The 19,191-nt window shown below is 58.8% G+C and carries 19 protein-coding genes and 1 tRNA gene; 9 read left to right on the forward strand and 11 right to left on the reverse strand.

Annotation, left to right across the window (positions count from 1 at the left end; genetic code table 11):
* Positions 1-82: 82 nt before the first annotated feature.
* Entirely contained in the window at positions 83-274 is a 192-nt protein-coding gene (locus XX99_RS22805; protein WP_156186162.1) for a hypothetical protein, read from the reverse strand.
* Here XX99_RS22805 and kdpF point away from each other — a divergent pair.
* The 4 genes from kdpF to kdpC are packed head-to-tail and all read left to right on the forward strand — an operon-like array spanning position 267 to position 4,721.
* Positions 267-356 carry a K(+)-transporting ATPase subunit F gene (kdpF, locus tag XX99_RS26930; protein ID WP_082125866.1) on the forward strand — a complete coding sequence of 30 codons (90 nt, stop codon included), beginning with the start codon at positions 267-269 and terminating at the stop codon, positions 354-356. The two genes, XX99_RS22805 and kdpF, sit on opposite strands and share 8 nt — an antisense overlap.
* A gap of 1 nt (position 357) precedes the next feature.
* Entirely contained in the window at positions 358-2,088 is a 1,731-nt protein-coding gene (kdpA, locus tag XX99_RS22810; RefSeq protein WP_050061710.1) for a potassium-transporting ATPase subunit KdpA, read from the forward strand.
* Between the two features lie 18 nt (positions 2,089-2,106).
* The gene (gene kdpB, locus XX99_RS22815) at positions 2,107-4,137 is read left to right on the forward strand and encodes a potassium-transporting ATPase subunit KdpB (RefSeq protein ID WP_050061711.1); all 2,031 of its coding nucleotides are present in this window, start codon (positions 2,107-2,109) and stop codon (positions 4,135-4,137) included.
* Positions 4,138-4,148: 11 nt separating this feature from the next.
* A complete protein-coding gene (kdpC, locus tag XX99_RS22820) occupies positions 4,149-4,721 on the forward strand; it encodes a potassium-transporting ATPase subunit KdpC (protein ID WP_050061712.1) in 573 nt (190 codons plus the stop codon).
* A gap of 4 nt (positions 4,722-4,725) precedes the next feature.
* Here the strand turns inward: kdpC and XX99_RS22825 are convergent, their stop codons facing one another.
* Positions 4,726-5,937 carry an aminotransferase class V-fold PLP-dependent enzyme gene (locus XX99_RS22825; RefSeq protein WP_050061713.1) on the reverse strand — a complete coding sequence of 404 codons (1,212 nt, stop codon included), beginning with the start codon at positions 5,935-5,937 and terminating at the stop codon, positions 4,726-4,728.
* Positions 5,934-6,785, reverse strand: coding sequence for a tryptophan 2,3-dioxygenase (locus tag XX99_RS22830; protein ID WP_050061714.1), 852 nt, complete (start codon positions 6,783-6,785; stop codon positions 5,934-5,936). Before XX99_RS22830 ends, XX99_RS22825 begins: the two co-directional genes overlap by 4 nt.
* A gap of 268 nt (positions 6,786-7,053) precedes the next feature.
* On the opposite strand from XX99_RS22830, the gene XX99_RS22835 reads away from it, so the two are divergent.
* Positions 7,054-8,673, forward strand: a complete 1,620-nt coding sequence (locus XX99_RS22835) for a SpoIIE family protein phosphatase (RefSeq protein WP_050061715.1) — start codon at positions 7,054-7,056, stop codon at positions 8,671-8,673.
* Between the two features lie 6 nt (positions 8,674-8,679).
* Here XX99_RS22835 and XX99_RS22840 read toward each other — a convergent pair whose 3' ends face one another.
* Positions 8,680-11,436: an ABC transporter permease gene (locus XX99_RS22840; RefSeq protein WP_050061716.1), complete on the reverse strand. Its 2,757-nt coding sequence runs from the start codon at positions 11,434-11,436 to the stop codon at positions 8,680-8,682.
* Entirely contained in the window at positions 11,436-12,140 is a 705-nt protein-coding gene (locus XX99_RS22845) for an ABC transporter ATP-binding protein (protein WP_050061717.1), read from the reverse strand. Before XX99_RS22845 ends, XX99_RS22840 begins: the two co-directional genes overlap by 1 nt.
* Before the next feature lie 65 nt (positions 12,141-12,205).
* Here XX99_RS22845 and XX99_RS22850 point away from each other — a divergent pair, with 65 nt between their 5' ends.
* A complete protein-coding gene (locus tag XX99_RS22850; protein ID WP_231581568.1) occupies positions 12,206-12,832 on the forward strand; it encodes an arylesterase in 627 nt (208 codons plus the stop codon).
* Positions 12,833-12,851: 19 nt separating this feature from the next.
* Here XX99_RS22850 and truB read toward each other — a convergent pair whose 3' ends face one another.
* The 5 genes from truB to XX99_RS22875 form a co-directional block, all read right to left on the reverse strand.
* Positions 12,852-13,715 (reverse strand): tRNA pseudouridine(55) synthase TruB, encoded by an 864-nt coding sequence (gene truB, locus XX99_RS22855; RefSeq protein ID WP_260315373.1) that lies wholly within the window; start codon positions 13,713-13,715, stop codon positions 12,852-12,854.
* A gap of 151 nt (positions 13,716-13,866) precedes the next feature.
* Positions 13,867-14,499, reverse strand: a complete 633-nt coding sequence (gene folE / locus XX99_RS22860) for a GTP cyclohydrolase I FolE (RefSeq protein WP_156186172.1) — start codon at positions 14,497-14,499, stop codon at positions 13,867-13,869.
* 20 nt (positions 14,500-14,519) lie between these two features.
* The gene (locus XX99_RS22865) at positions 14,520-14,981 is read right to left on the reverse strand and encodes a 6-carboxytetrahydropterin synthase (protein ID WP_050061720.1); all 462 of its coding nucleotides are present in this window, start codon (positions 14,979-14,981) and stop codon (positions 14,520-14,522) included.
* Positions 14,978-15,388, reverse strand: coding sequence for a 6-pyruvoyl trahydropterin synthase family protein (locus tag XX99_RS22870; RefSeq protein WP_050061721.1), 411 nt, complete (start codon positions 15,386-15,388; stop codon positions 14,978-14,980). Before XX99_RS22870 ends, XX99_RS22865 begins: the two co-directional genes overlap by 4 nt.
* 49 nt (positions 15,389-15,437) lie before the next feature.
* Positions 15,438-16,493: a glycosyltransferase gene (locus tag XX99_RS22875; protein WP_050061722.1), complete on the reverse strand. Its 1,056-nt coding sequence runs from the start codon at positions 16,491-16,493 to the stop codon at positions 15,438-15,440.
* A 26-nt stretch (positions 16,494-16,519) separates the two neighbouring features.
* Between XX99_RS22875 and XX99_RS22880 the strand changes: the two genes are divergently transcribed.
* The 3 genes from XX99_RS22880 to XX99_RS22890 all read left to right on the forward strand — a co-directional run bounded on the left by XX99_RS22880 (position 16,520) and on the right by XX99_RS22890 (position 17,582).
* Entirely contained in the window at positions 16,520-17,038 is a 519-nt protein-coding gene (locus tag XX99_RS22880) for a TlpA family protein disulfide reductase (RefSeq protein WP_231581569.1), read from the forward strand.
* A gap of 44 nt (positions 17,039-17,082) precedes the next feature.
* Entirely contained in the window at positions 17,083-17,370 is a 288-nt protein-coding gene (locus tag XX99_RS22885) for a hypothetical protein (RefSeq protein WP_050061723.1), read from the forward strand.
* Between the two features lie 135 nt (positions 17,371-17,505).
* A tRNA-Arg gene (locus XX99_RS22890) sits at positions 17,506-17,582 on the forward strand.
* 217 nt (positions 17,583-17,799) lie between these two features.
* Here XX99_RS22890 and XX99_RS22895 read toward each other — a convergent pair.
* Positions 17,800-19,023: an MFS transporter gene (locus tag XX99_RS22895; RefSeq protein WP_050061724.1), complete on the reverse strand. Its 1,224-nt coding sequence runs from the start codon at positions 19,021-19,023 to the stop codon at positions 17,800-17,802.
* Positions 19,024-19,191: the final 168 nt, after the last annotated feature.

Genomic DNA, 19,191 nt, shown 5'->3' on the forward strand with positions numbered 1-19,191 from the left:
TTCCCGGTAGTCCTCGATTTTCAAATTGTCTGCAGTCTCCCTGCAGGCTAAGTCTCAACTGCGCGTTGGGCAATCCTTCTCGTCACCCATTCGCAAACAACGCGATCTCCCTCAATTCCCCGCACATCTCAATTTTCAACTCTCCTGCTCGGCAATCAGGCAAAGGAGTTTTTCTGTGTTCGATTTCTTGATGATTATCTTCACCCTTCTGTTTTTTATCCTCGCCCTGGGTTATCTCCAGGCCTGCGAACGGCTGAGGTAGCGCCATGGACATTACAACGATCGTCGTCGTAATTCTCACCGTGCTTTTGCTGGGCTATCTGGTAGCAGCCTTGTTGTATCCGGAGAAGTTTTGAAATGACCGCCAATGGATGGCTGCAGATTCTGATTTTTCTTGCGGTGCTTATCGCGTTGATGCGCCCGCTCGGGCTCTATATGGCCCGGGTTTTCGAGGGTGAACGTACCTTTCTCGATCCCGTTCTGAGGCCCGTGGAACGGACGCTCTACCGCTTATGCGGCGTGAAGGCCGAGGTGGAAATGGGCTGGCGCGAGTATGGCGTGGCCATGCTGCTTTTCAGCGTCGTCTCGCTACTGCTGACCTATCTCATCGAACGCGTGCAGCACATCCTGCCTTGGAATCCGCAGAAGCTTGCCGGCGTAGAGCAGGCGTTGGCGTGGAATACTGCCTCGTCGTTCACGACGAATACCAATTGGCAGTCCTACGTGCCGGAAACCACCATGAGCTATTTCACACAGATGGTGGGCCTGGCGTATCACAACTTCTTGAGCGCTGCCGTTGGCGTGGCAGTTGCGGTCGCGCTGGTACGCGGCATCGCACGGAAGCAGTCCGCGACTATAGGCAATTTCTGGGTCGATACTACGCGCTGCATTCTTTATGTGCTGCTTCCCCTCTGTCTCGTGATTGCCCCTCTGCTTATCGGGCAGGGCGTAATCCAGAATCTGCACCCCTACACGACGGCGCAGACGCTCGAGCATGCAGCGACGCCGCAGACCATTGCGCAAGGCCCGGTCGCTTCGCAGGAAGCCATCAAGATGCTGGGCACCAATGGTGGTGGATTCTTCAACACCAACAGCGCACATCCCTTCGAAAACCCGACTCCGTTCAGCAATTTCCTTGAGATCCTCGCCATGTTTCTCATCCCCGCGGCGCTGACCGTGACGCTGGGCAAGATGTCGGGATCGTCGGGGCACGGATGGGCGGTCTTTGCGTGCATGCTGCTGCTGTGGTTCGTCGGCGTCTTCTGTATCTACGCTTCGGAGTCGCGTCCTCACCCGCTGCTGCACGGCGTCGACCAGCATGTCAGTGCGTCGCAGGCCGGCGGCAATCAAGAGGGCAAGGAAGTACGTTTCGGCATTACCGGCACCGCACTGTTTGCGGCGACCACTACCGACGAGAGCTGTGGAGCAGTCAACGGCATGCACGATTCCTTTACACCTTTGGGCGGAATGGTCGTGCTCTCCAACATCATGCTTGGAGAGATCGTCTTCGGCGGCGTGGGTTCGGGACTTTACGGCATGCTCGTCTACGTCGTGCTGGCAGTCTTTATCGCTGGATTGATGGTGGGACGCACGCCTGAGTATCTAGGCAAGAAGATCGAGGCCTTCGACGTGAAGATGGCCATGCTTTATGTCCTGATCTTCCCGGTCGTGATTCTGATATTGACGGCCATCTCTGTTCTCGCGCCTCAGATGGGCCTGAGCAGTCTAAACAACAACGGTCCGCATGGCCTGACGGAAATTCTCTACGCCTTTACTTCGGCTGCAGGCAACAATGGCTCGGCCTTTGCGGGGCTCAACGCCAACACGCACTGGTACAACATCACCCTCGGCTTCACGATGTTGGCCGGCCGCTTTCTGATGATGATTCCGATGCTGGCCATTGCCGGGAACCTTGCCCAGAAGAGAAGCGTTCCGCCTTCCCCCGGAACCTTCCCGGTGAACTCCTCGCTTTTCACCATTCTGCTTACGGGCGTGATCCTGATCGTCGGCGCGTTGACCTTCTTCCCCGCGCTTTCACTCGGTCCCATCCTCGAGCACCTGCTCTTGCAGCACGGAATTTTGTTCTAACCACGTCGGAGAAAAATCATGGCAGAAAAACAAAGTCTCTGGAATCCGGCGATCCTCAGCCAAGCGGCAGTCGGCGCGTTGACCAAGCTCGATCCGCGCACCATGCTGAAAAACCCGGTGATGTTCGTCGTAGAAGTAGGCAGCGTGCTCACCACTGCGCTGCTGATTCAGGACGCAATCAATCATCGCCCTATCAGCTTCAATTTACAGATCACGCTGTGGCTATGGTTCACCGTACTCTTCGCAAATTTTGCCGAAGCGATGGCCGAAGGCCGCGGCAAGGCGCAGGCTGATACGCTCCGCAAAGCCAAGGGCGAGACGATGGCTTATCGCCAGAAGGCGGATGGCACGGTCGAAGCCGTATCGAGTTCGATGCTGCGCTCCGGCGACATCATCAAGGTTGAGGCCGGACAGTTTATCGCCGGCGACGGTGAGGTGATCGAAGGCGTGGCCTCGGTCGACGAATCGGCTATTACCGGAGAATCGGCGCCTGTGATCCGCGAAGCCGGCGGCGACCGGTCTGCGGTTACAGGCGGCACACGCGTGCTCTCCGACTGGATTCGCATCAGGATCACCTCCAACCCCGGCGAAACCTTTCTCGATCGCATGATCGCTCTGGTCGAAGGCGCGGAGAGACAGAAGACTCCGAATGAAATTGCGCTGAGCATTCTACTTGCGGGCTTGACCATCATCTTCCTGCTGGCCGTTACCACCTTGCAGCCTTTCGCGATCTACTCGCACGCCCCGCAGACGATCTTCGTGCTGGTTTCTCTGCTCGTCTGTCTAATTCCCACGACCATCGGCGGCCTGCTCTCCGCCATCGGCATTGCAGGCATGGATCGGCTGGTGCAGTACAACGTCCTTGCTATGTCCGGCCGCGCCGTTGAAGCGGCAGGCGACGTAAATACGCTGCTTCTGGATAAGACGGGAACCATCACTCTCGGCAACCGGCAGGCGACGGAGTTCTTCCCCGCTCCTGACATCAGCACAGAACGGCTTGCGGATGCGGCGCAGCTTGCTTCGTTTTCCGATGAGACCCCCGAAGGACGCTCGATCGTGGTGCTGGCCAAGGAGAAGTACAACCTGCGTGGACGCGACTTGACCAACATGCGTGTGGAGTTCGTGCCATTCAGCGCGCAGACCCGCATGTCGGGCGTCGATTTGCCCGGCACCAGCATCCGTAAGGGCTCGGCCGATGCCATTGCGAAGTTCCTTGAGCAACAGGGAGCAAGTCTGCCCCGCAAGGTCAGCGACAAAGTGGAAGAGATCGCTCGCCTGGGAGGCACGCCGCTGGTGGTTGCGGAAAATACCACGGCGCTCGGCGTGGTGTATCTCAAGGACATCGTCAAGGGCGGTTTGAAAGATCGACTGGCGCGCCTGCGTGCTATGGGAATTCGCACCATCATGATTACCGGCGACAATCCGTTGACTGCGGCTGTGATCGCGCGCGAAGCAGGAGTCGATGACTTCCTCGCCGAGGCCAAGCCGAAGGACAAGATGGACCTCATCAAGCGCGAGCAGGCCAAAGGCAAGCTGGTGGCGATGACCGGCGACGGCACCAACGACGCTCCGGCGCTGGCCCAGGCCGATGTGGGCGTGGCCATGAACTCCGGCACGCAGGCCGCAAAGGAAGCCGGCAACATGGTCGATCTCGATTCAAATCCGACCAAGCTGATCGAGATTGTGGAGATCGGCAAGCAACTGCTCATGACCCGCGGCGCGCTGACTACGTTCTCCATCGCCAACGATGTGGCCAAATATTTTGCCATCATTCCGGCCATGTTCGCCGGCGTCTTTCCGGTCCTGAATGCGCTCAACATCATGCACCTGGCTACGCCGCACTCAGCCATACTCTCGGCCGTTATCTTCAACGCGCTGATTATCGTTGCGCTGATTCCGCTGGCATTGAAGGGCGTCAAGTATGAGCCCAAGTCCGCGGCTTCGTTGCTGCGCCGCAACCTGCTGGTCTATGGAGTGGGCGGGATCATCGTTCCGTTCATCGGAATCAAGGGCATCGATCTGGTGCTCACAGCGCTTCACCTGGCCTAAGGAATATCGACATGACATCGAATTTAAAGATTGCTATCCGCTTCACTCTGATCACGACCGTGCTTCTCGGAATCATCTATCCTCTGCTGGTCACGGCGTTCGCGCATCTGACCATGCCGTCGAAGGCAGACGGGCAGCTCATCGTGCGCGATGGCAAGGTGATCGGCTCGGAGATCATCGGCCAGAACTTTACCGGAGACACCTACTTCCATAGCCGCCCGTCGGCTGCAGGCAATGGCTACGATGCAGCCAACTCCAGCGGATCGAACTATGCGCAATCGAATAAGAAGCTGGTCGACCGCATTCAGGGCGATGTCGCCACCTATCAGAAGACCGAGCCGGGAAAGCCTGTGCCTATCGATCTGGTAACGACATCGGGATCGGGCCTCGATCCAGATATCAGCCCCGCTGCGGCGCTTTACCAGGTGCATCGCGTCGCCATGGCCCGGCATCTCTCCGATGCCAGCGTGGAAACGCTGGTGCAGACGCATATGCAAGGCCGTCAGTTCGGTATTCTTGGCGAGCCCCGTGTCAACGTACTGGAGCTGAATTTGGCTTTGGACGATGCTGCTTCGCAGCACTAAACCTCTATCGCAGATCGCGCAGCAATTTCCCAACGGCTTTTGCTGCGCGGCGCAATTCGGCATCCCGCGTTAGGCAATCCGGACAGAGGCGCAGCCATTCGCTGCGGGCATCGCAAACGATGCCTTCTTCTTCCATCCTTTTGGCAAAATCTTTAGCATTCTCGATTCGAATGGCCAAGAAGGCTCCGTGGTCATCATCGCCTCCGACCATTTCGGTGACACCTTCGCTTTTCAGATAGCCGCGCAACGCACGTAGCTGGCGTTGGCTATATTCGCGAAGCCGCTCGACACCTATTGCCAATAAAAATGCCTGCCCGCTGCGCGCCTGGTAGTAGGTCAGCACCGGGGGCGTCGATTCGAGAAAGGTATCTCCACCTTCCTTCAGCATGGGAGGATTGGAGCGGCGATAGGCAAACTCATCGGCATTGGCAAACCAGCCGGTGTCGAGCGGGCGCAATCCACTGGACAAAACCTGCGGCGAAAGATAGAGGAAACAAGCTCCCGGGCCGCCGCGCAGGTATTTGTAACTGCCGCCGATCATAAAATCTGCGCCCATTCTTTCGACGTCGACCGGAATCACGCCGATAGCATGATACGAATCCACCAGCAGTTTAGCGCCATGCGTGTGGCAGGCCTTTGCCACCTTATCGATATCATGGAGGATCTGGCCGGTCATGAACATCACTTGCGAAATGGCGACTAAATCTGCACCGGCGCGCACCGCTTCGATCAATGCATCAATGTGAAACACTCCTTGCGGATCGGCCTCGACCCATAGCACCTCGATGCGTCCTAACGCAGCGTACTGCTTCAACACTACGTCGACGGAATCGAACTCTCCGCTCGTGCTTATGACTTTGGGCTTTCCGGGCAATGCGTTCAGGACGGTGCGCAGCCCATGACCGGCCGAGGTTTTGGGGACCACGCAATCGACGCGAGGCGCATGAATCAGCTTCGCGATGCGAGCGCGAAATGCCTCCCGTTCCACCAGCCATGGTTCCCAGGCATGGCCCATCTCCGAATACCAAAGCGAGGTGGCTTCGGCAATATCCTCTGCCATGATGTCCAGAGGACGGCCGAGTGAGTGATTTGCCAGGTACACGCGCTCGTTCGCCAGCACCCGCGAAAACAGCGGCGCAATAAACTTCAGAATCGCCGATTCATTCAGTGGGCCTTCGCCCATTGCGGCAACTGCCTTTTCGATCGCTGCTGTCATCGCTGTTTCAGGCCGGTGCGCACGGCGAGCAGCTCGGGAAAGAAGCTCAACTCCAGCGCCTGGCGCAGAAAGCCCACCCCCGACGAGCCTCCCGTTCCTTGCCGAAAGCCGATGATGCGTTCCACTGTCTTCATGTGGCGGAAGCGCCAGAGCTGAAAGTACTCCTCAACATCCACCAGTTTCTCGCACATCTCGTAGGCATCCCAATATTCGCGCGGATGCTCATAGATCTCTCGAAATACGTCGACCAGCGCTTCGTTCTTTTGATGCGGCTCGCTCCAGTCACGCTCGATGCATTCTTTCGGAACCGCGAGGCCTCGTCTCGCCAGGTGGCGGAGAAATTCGTCGTATAAACTTGGCGCGAGCAACGCCGCTTCGAGCTCCGCGTGAATCGTCGCATCATGCTCGAAGACTTTCAGCGCATCGCGATTCTTGTTACCCAACAAAAATTCAAGCTTCCTATATTGATACGACTGGAAACCCGATGCGTGGCCCAGCACTCCTCGAAATTCCATGTATTCCGATGGAGTCAGCGTTTCCAGCACCGCCCACTGATCGAAGAGCTGCATCTGGATCAGCTTGGCCCGCGACAGGATTTTGAAGCAGGGGTCGAGCTGGTCGTTGCCGACGAACCGAATGGCGGCTGAAAGCTCATGAATCAGCTGCTTGATCCACAGCTCCGATACCTGGTGCTGGATGATGAAGAGCATTTCATCGTGATGCGCGGGGTCGGAGAGCGGCCGCTGCTGGGAAAGAAGCTGGGGCAGACAGAGGTATCCCGCGTAGCTCAGGCGGTCGCCGAAGTCGGTGACGATGCCGGGTTCCAGCGGTCGTTGGTTCTTTTCCATGCAACCCCCCTCAGCTTTTTCTGCAGACAGTAGAGAGCGCCCGGCCTGCGATTCCCTGCAATTAATTGTCACCCTGGAAAACCAATTTGTATCTCTCACTGCAGCAATTTCCCGAATTCCAAGGCTGCCTTCGACCCCGTATTCGGGCACGCTCCATGATAGATCGGCGGTTTCGTTGCGCCTCCTGTTTATAATCGCAGCTACACACCGAGAGGCCGCGTTCCCCTCCGCTCATTCCGGTTTCAGTTTCGCTTGGAGACATGAACGAATGTTCGAGGTACCGTCCACCCCAATCATGCTGATCGATGGACCCCACGAGATCCAGACTGCCATCGGTCACAGTCCCTTCACCGTCGGACGGATGCCGGGCAGCGATCTATTGCTGGAGCACCCCTACGTTTCTCGCAAACACGCGGAGATCCGCTACGAAAACCGCGAATTCTTCATCGCCGACCAGGGAAGCCGGCACGGAACCTTCGTCAACGGAAAGAAGATCGATCGACAAAAGCTGGAACTCAACGACGCGGTGCACTTCGGAAGCCTTGAAGGGCCGTTGCTTCGCTTCGGCATTCGCGGCGGGAATTCCGGATCGACGATGCGGGCGTTGATGGATCACCTGCACCCCGGCAGCGAACCCAACACTGCGATCGAGAAGCTGAACTGGTTCCTGGAAGCGGCTCGCAAGCTGAATGATGTAGGCGCGGTCGACCAGATCCTGGCTGCTCTGGTCGAGACCACGCTGGAGCTGACCAAGGTGGAGCGCGGATACGTGCTGCTGTGCGATTCGGCAGGCGATCTCAAGCTTTCGGTGGGACGCGCCAGCGATGGCAGCATCCTGACCGACGACTCGACCATCTCCCACAGCGCGATCCAGCAGGCTATCCGAGGCACCGGCCAGTTCATCGTCACGGACACACTCAGCGCGGAGAGCGGGGCGCGTTCGGAGAGCATCATCGCGCAGAATATCCGGACCGTCATCTGCATTCCCATGCGCGGCCGGCGCATCAATCCCGCCACGCAGCGCGGCGAAATGATGGGTGTTCTTTACCTGGACAGCCGCCTGAATCCCAGCAAGTTCACGCAGGTGGATAACGATCTTCTCAAGACCATCGCCACCGAAGCAGCCGCGCTCATGGAGAACGCCCAGCTTACCATCGAAGAGGAGCATGCGCGGCGCTATCGCGAGGAGCTGAACATTGCCGCCAGCATCCAGCAGGACCTGATGGCAGTGCAGCCGCCCAAGACCTCCTATGCCAGCATCGTGGCCCGCTTCGCACCCTGCAAGGAGATCGGCGGCGACTTCTACGATGCGGTTGCAGGCGACGATTGCGTCTATATCGTGATTGCGGACGTATCCGGCAAAGGTGTATCGGCGGCGCTGCTGGCACAGACGCTGCAGGGCATGGTCTACGCCCAGTTCCTGGCCGATCAGCGGCTGGACAAGATCGCGCGGGCGCTCAACCGCTATATCTGCGCGAAGGACATCAGCAAATACGCAACCATGATTGTGCTGCGGATCGATAGTAACGGCACGCTGGAATACGTGAATTGCGGCCACATCCATCCCCTGCTGAAAACCGCGGACGGCATCCAAGAGCTGACTGAATCGAACCTCCCCGTTGGTCTGATCGAACAGGCGGAGTTCCACTCGCATCGGGTCACGCTTGCACCGGGCACGCGGGTGTTGCTGGTCACGGATGGCGTTACCGAGGCTGAAGATGTGTCCGGAGAGTTCTTCGGCAATGCGCGGCTCGAGCACGCGTTGGCCAGGAGCCGCGATCTGCAAGACATCTTCGAGTCGCTCTCCGGCTTTTGCGGAAGCGCCTCTTCGGCCGACGACTGCACCCTGGTCGAGATCGACTACCAGGGGAGCGGCGCCAAGGCCTGAGGCCAGCTACTCTTCGCGGAGCACTTCCAGCGGCTTCTGGCCGAGGAGCCGGAAGCTGGCTACCCAACCGGTAGCCGTCGCCAGCACGGCGGTCGCAACGATAGCGACTGCCGACCCCGCCCAGTCGACGCGGAAGACCACGTCCATCTTGTGCAGAAGAACGCGCGCCAGAAGATTGGCGAAGATCGCTCCGACCAGTCCGGAAAGAAGCCCCAGCACCATAAACTCCACGCTGAAAACCTGCGCAATGCGCCCGCGCGTGGCGCCGAGAGTCTTGAGAACCACCACTTCGCGAATACGGCGGAAGCGCGTGCTGGCGACGCTTGAAGCGAGGATGATGGCGCCGGAGAGGATGGAGAATCCGGCGAGGAAACGAATCACCAGCGTGATGTGATCGACAACGCCCTGGATGGTCTCGAGGATATCGGCGAGATTGATGACGGTGACGGTGGGATACGCAGCGAAGAGCGTCCGCTCCATGGCCGCGACCTGATTGGGCGCCACATGTACTGCGCCATACCAGGTGGCTGGCAGCCCCTTCAGCAGATCCGGCGCGAGGATGAATTCACTGCGCGCGAATGCATGCTCGCCATCGACCTTGTAGATCGCCGAGACGGTGGTAGTGATGGTCCGGTCATCGGCCCCGAACTCGACACGCGAACCGATGTGCAGATGCAAACGCTCCGCCACGTGATCGACGACAGCCAGATCGGGCGCTGCGTCATTTGACCACCATTTTCCCTGAGCGATCTTGGCGCCGCGAGGGACAGTGCTGGACCATGTGATGGCTGCGGAGCGCAGCAGCCGCTTGGGATAATTCTGCACCTTCAGAGCGTCCACTCCGACACCGTCGATGCTGAGGATGCGCGAGGAGATAACGGGGATGGTTTCGAGCTTGCTTTGTACGCCGGGCTGTTTTTCAATCAGCGTCCGTGCGCCTTCTAATTCGTCCGGCGCGATATCGACGAGAAACATGTTTGGCGTATCCGGCGACGTCGCAGTGTGCATCTCGCGCACGACCGCGCCCTGCATGAGGAAGACAGCCAGGATCAGCATGACACCCGTTCCCAGCGCGGCCAGGACGGACGACGACTGGTTCCCCGGACGATACAGATTGGCGAGGCCATGACGAAGCGCCGAGGGCAAGTGCAGCCGGGTCTTGTCGAGGAAGGCATGCAACGCGCGTAAGGTAACGGCGGAAAGCGCGAGGATCACCAGCAATACAGCGAAGAGGCTTCCCGCAAACCATCGGCCGATAAGCCAGGAATCGGAGAGCGCAGCGGCGATGCCGGCCAGTCCCGCAAGGATGATTACGATCGCTCCCCACTGCAACTTCCGCTCTTTGAACTTCGGTCCCCACCAGCCGTAAAAGACCGCGGCCAATCCTATGGCGATATCGAGAGCCAACCCACCCAGAGCCCACGGATGCGGAGTGTGATGCGCGCGACCAATCATCCATATTGCTAAGAGCGCGAGGCCCACCGCGAGAACCACTAACAGGACGATGCGTTGCGATTTGCTGGGCGCCTGATTGCTCGACCACATCGGCGAGCCGGTTCCATCCGATGTCTCCACCATCTTGCGCAGGACGGCGATGGGTCGAATGCGGCGAACATCGAGGAGCGGAGGCAGACAGAAGAGCAGCGTGGTCAGAACTCCGGTGGCCAGAGCCGCGGCCATGGGTCGAATCGCCAGTTCCAGAGGCGGCCGCAGTGGAAGCAGCGAGCCGAGCAGCCACGGAAAGACGTATTCCACGCCGAAGCCGAAGGCCACGCCGATCAGTCCTCCCGCAAGCCCGAGAAATACCGTCTGCAGCAGATAGATGCGGAGGATGTCCGACGATCGCGCGCCGATGGACTTCATGATGGCCAGGATTTCCATGCGCTGTTGCAGATGCGCGCGCATGGCCATGGCAACGCCGATGGCTCCCAGCACCATGGCGACCAGGCAGATGAGGCTGAGCAGTCCGGTGGCGTGGTCGAGGCCGTTGGTCAGCTCCGGGCTGGTCTCGCGGAAGTCCATAATCTGCGCGTCGGGCAGGATCTTTTCGAGCTCCGGGCGAATGTTGGCGATGTCCTGATTTTTGCCGTTCAGCCTGAAGAGATAACGTTCGGAGGCGCGGCTGCCTTCGCCGAGCAAGCCGGCCAGCAGCATTGCATGGCGGGTGATCATGACGCGAGGGCCGAGGCCAACGCCGGCGGACATGCGGTCCGGCTCGCGCACGAGCACGGCTGCGATGCGGAAAAAGCGGTTGCCGATCTTGAGCTGGTTGCCGACCTTGGCGTTGAGCCGGACCAGCAGGTTGTCGTCGACGACCGCGGTATCGTCATTCAGCACATCGCGCAGGTTGCTGTCTGGCTGCAGAACAATCGTTCCGTAATAGGGATACGATGCCGGATCGACGGCCTTCAGCGACACCAGCAGCGGAACGGGATCGCCGTGCACCGAGGCCATGGAGACTGTCTCGGTGACCTCAGTTCTCTGGACGCCCTTGGTCGCCAGCGCGTCGAGCTCCTGGACTTCCTTTGCAGTGGCAATGCGAAACATGCGCGCTGACAGATCGGCCGCCATCAGGCTGCGCGCATCGCCCAGGAGAGCTTTCTGAAACGACTGGCTGAAGCCGCGCACACCGGTCAGCGAGGCGACACCGATGGCCACCGACAACAGCACGAAGACGAATTTCGCCTGCGAAGCACGCAGCTCGCGGCGGGCAATGCGTGCAGCGGTCGACCACGGCAGCGCGGGTTTGTGGGACGTCGCCATTAGACCGACCTCGCCGTGACTGTCTCCTGCTCTGGGGCGAGCATGTCGGCCACGACCAGCCCGTCGCGCAGATGAATCTGCCGGTCAGCTCGCGCAGCAATCTGGGGATCATGGGTCACCATTACCAGAGTGGTGCGGGCATCGCGCTGGCGCTCGGTCAGCAGGTCGAGCACATGCTGTCCATTGGCCGAATCCAGATTGCCGGTAGGCTCGTCCGCGAGCACAATCGGCGGGTCGAGCACGAAGGCGCGGGCCAAGGCCACACGCTGCTGCTCCCCGCCCGAAAGCTGGACTGGGTAATGGCTCATCCGGTCGGCGAGACCAACCGCGGTGAGAAGAGCAGTTGCGCGAGGCTTGCCATCTCCGCGCGCGTTCAGCTCATGCGGGAGCAGAACGTTTTCGAACGCGGTGAGGGTGGGAATGAGCTGATAGGACTGGAAGACAAAACCGATCTTCGTGCCGCGCACCTCGGCCAGGCGATCTTCGGCAAGCTTGCTGATGGCAACGCCATCGAGCAGCACCTCGCCCTCGCTGGGCGAGTCGAGACCGGCGAGAAGTCCGAGCAGCGTGCTCTTGCCCGACCCCGACGAACCCATGATGGCGACGAACTGGCCCTGCGGAATGACCAGGTCGATGCCACGCAGAATATCGACTGTGCGGGTGCCGTTTCGAATGGATTTCTTGAGCCCACGTACTTCAATCATTCTTGCTCCTCTGCTTCTGCCAACCCATCACGCTACTTATTTCGCTACCACGCTACAATTTTCATGTGAAGCTTTTCTGGCCCGCGCCGCTGCTTGCCTTGTCGCTGCTCTGTTCGCCGGCTTTCGGCGCTCCATCTCAATCGGAACCGGTTATCGTCTGCTTCGGCGACAGCCTCACCGCCGGTTACGGAGCCGAGCCGGGCCATGCCTATCCAGACTACTTGCAGCAGCTTTTGGATGCGCGAGGCTACCACTACCATGTCGTCAACAAGGGCATTAGTGGCGATACCACCAAAGACGGTGTTGCTCGCCTGAAAGACGTGCTGGCGCCTCATCCTGCGATTGCGGTGGTCGAATTCGGCGGCAACGATGGGCTGCGCGGGCTGCCCATCACGGCTACGCGCGCCAACCTCAACCAGATGATCTCGACGCTGCGGTCGGCCGGGGTGAAGGTCACGCTCGCCGGCATCACATTGCCGCCCGACTACGGCCAGGACTACATCCGCGACTTCAACGAGACCTATTCGACGGCGGCGAGGAAGTACTCGGTTCCGCTGCTTCCCTTCCTCTACATCCATGTTTACAACGTGCCCGGAACGATCCAGGAGGACGGCATCCATGCCACCGCCAAGGGCAACCAGCTGGTCGCCGAAAACATCTTTGGGCTGCTCAAGCCGCTGCTGAAGAAATAACTTTCGCCACGACGGTCTCCTACGCCAGGACGACGACCGGCTGAAAGAGCGTGCCTGCGATGCGTCTGCCAATGCCCACTAACTCCCTTTGGCCCAGGAAAATCTTGACCAGCGGAGCCCCTGTGAACTCCGGCAGGTTGATCTGCATGCCGTTGCGTAGCCGTCCCACGCTCGCCTGATCCGCAGTGACGGCGGGCAGCTCGGGCAGCAGCGCACGCGGATGCGGCATGCGGTCGGAAAGCGTTCCTTCGCGGGCGAGGGATTCCAGTTGATCGAGGGAAATGGCATCTGCCAAGAGAAACGGTCCTGACGCTGTCCGGCATAGGCTGGCAAGATGCGCTCCCGTTCCCAGCGATTGGCCGAGCTCATGTGCGACGGAGCGGACATATCCACCAGCTGAGATACGCATGCGGAAGGCAGCTAGTTCCCCTTGCACCGATTCGATGACGAATTCCCGGATGGTTACCCGCGCCGTTTTCAGCCTTGGCGTTTCGCCGGCGCGCGCAATCTTGTACGCCGGCTTTCCATTGATCTTCTTCGCGGAAATCGGCGGCGGAAGCTGATCCAGCTCACCCAAAAAGGGTTGGGCGGCGGCGCAAACCTGATCGAGGGAAAGCGAAACCGGACGCGCCTCTGTAGTCGGCTGCCCTTCGGCGTCGTAGGTATCGGTCGCGAAGCCGAAGCGGATGCTTCCGGTATAAGCCTTTTCGTGCGCCCCGTAAAACTGCGCCAGCCGCGTGTATTTTCCCAGCAGCAAGGGGAGTACGCCCGTCGCCATGGGATCGAGCGTGCCGAGATGTCCGATGGAGGATTCGCCGGTCACACGGCGGACTCGCGCCACCACATCATGCGAGGTCATCCCCGCAGGCTTATCGATTATCAAAAGACCGTTCACCTATCCACTATAGGCGAACGGTCTTGGCACCTACTCTTGCGGCGTCTTTCTGAAAGCCAAACCGAGGAAGATTCGCAGCGACGCTCATGGAAACATCGAGCTGATATTCTTCGCTGCGCTCAGAATGACGTCCCTGGTTTTAAAAGGAATTCGATGTGCGCTCGCGGACCAGGGAGAGGAACTCGGCGCGGGTGTTCTGCTTATGGAATACACCGAGCATGGCGGAGGTGACGGTGGAGGAATTCTGCTTCTCCACGCCGCGCATCATCATGCAGAGATGACGGGCTTCAATGACCACGCCCACTCCCTGCGGATCGATGGTTTCCTGAATCGCATCGGCGATCTGGCGGGTCATCCGCTCCTGCACCTGCAGGCGACGGGCGAAAACATCGACCAGCCGCGGAATTTTGCTGAGGCCGATGACCTTGCCCTTCGGGATGTAGGCGACGTGAACTTTGCCAAAGAAGGGCAGCATGTGATGCTCGCACAGCGAGAACATCTCGATGTCCTTGACGATCACCATCTCGTCGTAGTCGACGTCGAAGAGCGCCCCGTGCAGGACGCTCATGGGATCCTGCTGATAACCCTTGGTCAGAAACGACATCGCCTTTTCGACTCGCTCGGGAGTGTTCACAAGACCGTCCCGTGTGGGATCCCCGTCGAAGCGGCGAAGTAATTCGCGATACATATCCTGCGTGGAAATATCTTCAAGGCCGGTCTTCACGGAAACATCCTCTTTGAAGCTCTTGGACGCTCCCTTTGCGGCCGGCATGGTCGCAATGTGATGGTTTTTCATGCCGCACTTCCCTTTCCGCGACTGTGCGCGCCGCGTGATCGCTCAAAGCTGTTCGCCACCGGATATTCGAAGGAGTTGTTCGATGTCTCCTCCACCCGCACCACTGAAAGCTCTGCCTTCATGAATGCGGTTCTGAGCAGATCGTGAATCACGATATTGAAATTCTCCGTGGTCGGCACCAGATTCTGAAAGCATGCATGCGTGTTGAGATTGGTGTGGTCGAAGCGATCGAGGATTTCTTTGCGTACGCACGCATCGAGTTCCACCAGATCGCTGACCATGCCGGTTTCCGGGTCAACCTGACCGCCCATCACCACCTCGACGATGTAGTTATGGCCGTGTCCGTACGGGTTGTTGCACTTACCGTAGATGGCCTGATTCTCAATCTCGCTCAGGTTCTCCGAGTGCAACCGGTGCGAGGCGCTGAGGGTGTAGCGGCGTCCGAAATAAGCCTTCATAGCTCACCGTAATAATCGGCAAAAAGGTCGGGAAGTTCATACACCCGCACGCGGTGCAGGCTCGCGCCGGAGATCTTTCCCTCAAGACGTTTCCAGACGGCAATCGCAATGTTCTCGGTGGTCGGGATAGCGGCTTTGAACTCTGGAACTTCAAGGTTCAGATGGCGGTGATCGTATACGCTGACCACTTCCCGCTCCAGAACCTCTTTCAGATGCTTCAGGTCGACGACAAAGCCGGTTGCGGCGTCGATCTCACCGGAGACCGTGACCTCCAGCGTGTAGTTGTGCCCGTGTCCGTTACGATTGGCGCACTTGCCGAATTTGCGGACGTTCTCCTCTTCCGACCAGGCGTCGTTCCAGTAATAATGCGAGGCGGAGAATTCGGCTTTGCGAGTGAGCAGGATCATGTGGTTTTTTCCGTCTCCAGAAATAGACGCGCGAGCCATAGCGCAGGGTTCAGCGATTGCGGCTAGGATACTCCCGGCCCTTCCAGATTACGCGTTTGGTGATCGTATGATGAAACCAGCTGCGATAGAGCAGCACAGCGAAAAGCGGCAAGGCCAGCGGCGTGATGACGCAGTCCTCGAACGGAAAATTGGACTTGGCGACACGCCGGTAGTAGCGCCATACGTTCCGCGCCCAGATAAGAAGTAGTGCGCCTATGAAGATCGGCCTCAGATCTCGCTGATAGAGCACCCAGGTCAAAATCGGGAGACCGAAGAGAAAGAGCAGGTCGAGGATGCGCCACGCGGCCAGCGACAAGGGATTGCCGAAGAGCAGCGCGAGATTCTTCGTCCAACCTTCGAACATCGCGCCGAAGCTGCGATACATTCGGGTGGCCACTGCATCGGGCGCATAGCGAAAGCGCAGTCCCAGCTTGCGGCGCTTGAAGATATTGGCCAGCTCCACATCTTCGAGCACCGCGTCCTTCACCGCCTCGTGGCCGCCATTGGCAAAATACGCGTCTCTGCGAACGAGAAGGAATTGGCCATTGGCCGCGGCGAGTGAGCTTTCCGGATCGGAGACCTTGGCCGGCGGATAGGTAACGGAGAGCTCGCTGAAGATCAGGGGCATCAGCGCCCGTTGCGCAATCCCTGTAACGATCTGGCGGGGAGAGTAAGAGAGCATGGCCGCGTTGTGGCGATCGGCCTCCACAATGGCCCGGCTCAGATGGCCCGGTTCGTGAATCGTATCCGCGTCGGTGAAGAGCAGCCACTGGCCACGCGCAAATCTGGCCCCGGCCCAAACTGCATTGGCCTTGCCGGTCCAGCCTTTCTCGAGCGCGGGGGCCTGCATGATGGTCACTCCATCAAACTCGGCAGCGATGGACGCGGTCCTGTCGGTCGATCCGTCGTCGACTACGAGGATCTCCCAGTCCTGATCCAGCTCCCACCCATTCTCCGCCTGGTTGACCAGCGAGCGCAGACAGTCTCCGAGGCAATCCTCTTCGTTGCGGGCCGGAATGATGACGGAAAGCTTAAGGGATGAAGTTGAGTCGAGAGGGGCGTCCACGGGTTCTCCGCTCTTATTATAGAAACGTGAGCAACTTGAGAAAAAACGGCATTGGGATCGGTCGGGGCATCGCCGCACTTCTGGGCATCGCGCTTCTGGGATCTGTGGGCTGCGATCGTGGCAGCCGTCCCGCACAGGTGGGCGGAATGGCGCCGGATTTCACCATTCACGATGGAGGCAAGACGGTCAGCCTCAGTCAGTATCGCGGACAGACGGTGGTGCTGAATTACTGGGCCTCCTGGTGCCCGCCATGTCTCGAGGAATTTCCTTCGCTGATGCAACTCCAGCAGCAGGTTCCGGGCGTCGTCGTGATGGCTATCAGCTTCGATACCGATGCGGATGCCTACCATCAATACCTCGCCGAAAATCACCTGAGCAACATGGTGATCGCCCTCGACCTGTCGCAGAAGTCGAACCTGGCGTATGGCACGACACGGCCACCGGAGACCTACGTCATCGACGCCAAAGGCCGCGTCCGCCGCAAGTTTATTGGCGCACAGGACTGGACCAGCCCCGAGATCGAGAACTATCTCCGCAATCTTTAAGAGCCGGTTCGACCTGTAAATTCGGAGCTTGCTATCATCGATGCATGACGCAGCTTGAAGTCCTTTATCGCTACGAACAGCATCCGACCGAAGCCGCCATGCTCGCCCTTGGGAATGCGCGGGAAGTCTATGGAGTTCGCCGCATCCACATCGACAAAGAATGGAAGACGATCCTCGTGGAGTACGACGCCACTCGCCTGAACAAGCAGGTCGTCTCGCAGCTGCTGCGCCGCGCCGGCGTGGACCTGGTGGAAGAGATGCCGCTGATTCCGCCCCAGCCTCCCGCTGAAACGCCGGCAACTTCGGCTGCTCCCGCGGCCCCGGCGAAGTAATTTCGTCGGGCTGGTGGAAACCGGATTCGGCCATGCAATTTACCGCTTCGGGTCGCATCCGGCGATCATCTTCAATTGCATATCGACCGTTAAATTGATATCTTAATAAGAGTTCGCAGTCACCCTCCTTGATGTGCGCCCATAGCTCAGTTGGATAGAGCGATTGACTACGAATCAATAGGTCGGAGGTTCGAATCCTTCTGGGCGCACCATAATTCTAAAAGACTTAGCGCTGTTCTGCTACCGGCTCCCGCCGCTCACTGTGTCAATTTTGTGGCAGTCTCTTCCCTCAATTCCCACGTCGAGCGCAGAAATCGCCGCATTTGCGCCTCACTCCGCGTGTGAGTGCGCACCTCCGTTATTTTCTGACTCAGGTGTCTCGAGAGAACCCTCGAACGCATTCAGAAGAACTGCGTTCGAGGGTTCGCATCACGCGGCGTCGATTGCCATTTCCTTAGCCGGCGACTTCAGCGTGCGTAGGGAGACCAGCAGTAGTCCCACGAGGATGCAGGCTGCAATTCCGATGCATCCATCGGCGCCGAATGCCCCCGCTACGCCATGCCGGCCGTAGGCTTTGCCATCGACGAACTGCATGTAGATGATGGGAAGGCCCAACCCGCAGAAGAGCAGGCTATATTGCGTAGCCGCGAATGGATTATCGCGCCCGATCGTCTCATAGATAATCGCAACCGCTCCGGTGATCGCGAGTGCCTGGAAGACATTTTCGCCGATCAACGCGATACAGAATGTCGCCGGTGTGCGCTGCAGCAGCAGCAAGCTAAGAGTGAACAAGGATCCAACTGTGCCGATCAGCAGGTACAACGGACGCAGTGAGAAGAATCTTCTCAGAGGTAAAAACAGCAGACTTCCTGCAATGCCGGCAAATGACAGCCCGGCTCCGCCGACAATACTGATGAATCGGGGCGATGCATGAAAGTCTCCTCCGAGGCCAGCGATCATGTTGGTCAACGTGAAAGAACCGGTGGGTGCGACCAACATAACAAGCGCGACCAACACCTCCCGCCGCCGTATAACTGCAAAGACCTCGCCCCAGAACTGGCTAAAACTTTCGCTGGCCAGACGCCGGTCCTGCAAAGGCATCGGCATCCAGAGGAAGATTAAGGTCGGAAGCTGCACGAGGAGGCCCAGCAGCAAGGCGGATGCCCATAAAGGCAATCCTCGCAATGCCTCTTCGGTAATGATGCTCATCAAACCTGCGCCGCCGGCAGTGGCGATCTGCGTCCATGCGCTTAGTTTGCCTTCATCCTCGCGCGCAACAACGCTAGCAAGCCAGCCGCCGAGGGCATTTTGCGAGAGGAAGATAGACGCGAAGCCAACAAACATTGCTACTTCCACGACTGTTATATGGCTTTGAAAAAGAATGCTGAGGGCAACACTCACTGCCGATACCAGTGCGAACATCGTCGCGTACCAGCGCCGGCTGAATCGCACATCCAGCAGCGGGCCGAGAGGAAAAACAAAAATCGCTCCGGTTACCACCACGGTAATCGCAGTCGCAATCTTCTCCTCTGGTACGTGCCGTGCAGCCAGCATCTGCGGCAACGCCATGACGAGGATACCGTTGAAGAGACCAAAGGGCAGGTTGGATAGCCCCATCAACCAGATGGGAATATTGGAATTACGAGTCTTCATGCCGCACTCCAGCAAATAACTTTGTTTTAACCAGGAATATGTGTGGGTCGACCACGCAAAGGGAGCACTCGTATCGCAGTGCCTGGGCATGCCCGCGTATTCTTCAATTGCCATGGAACGCAAATAAAGAGCACACTCCAGACCCCGCGCACATTTACACTCTTCTCT

This window comes from Silvibacterium bohemicum (genome assembly GCF_001006305.1).
GTDB lineage: Bacteria > Acidobacteriota > Terriglobia > Terriglobales > Acidobacteriaceae > Silvibacterium > Silvibacterium bohemicum.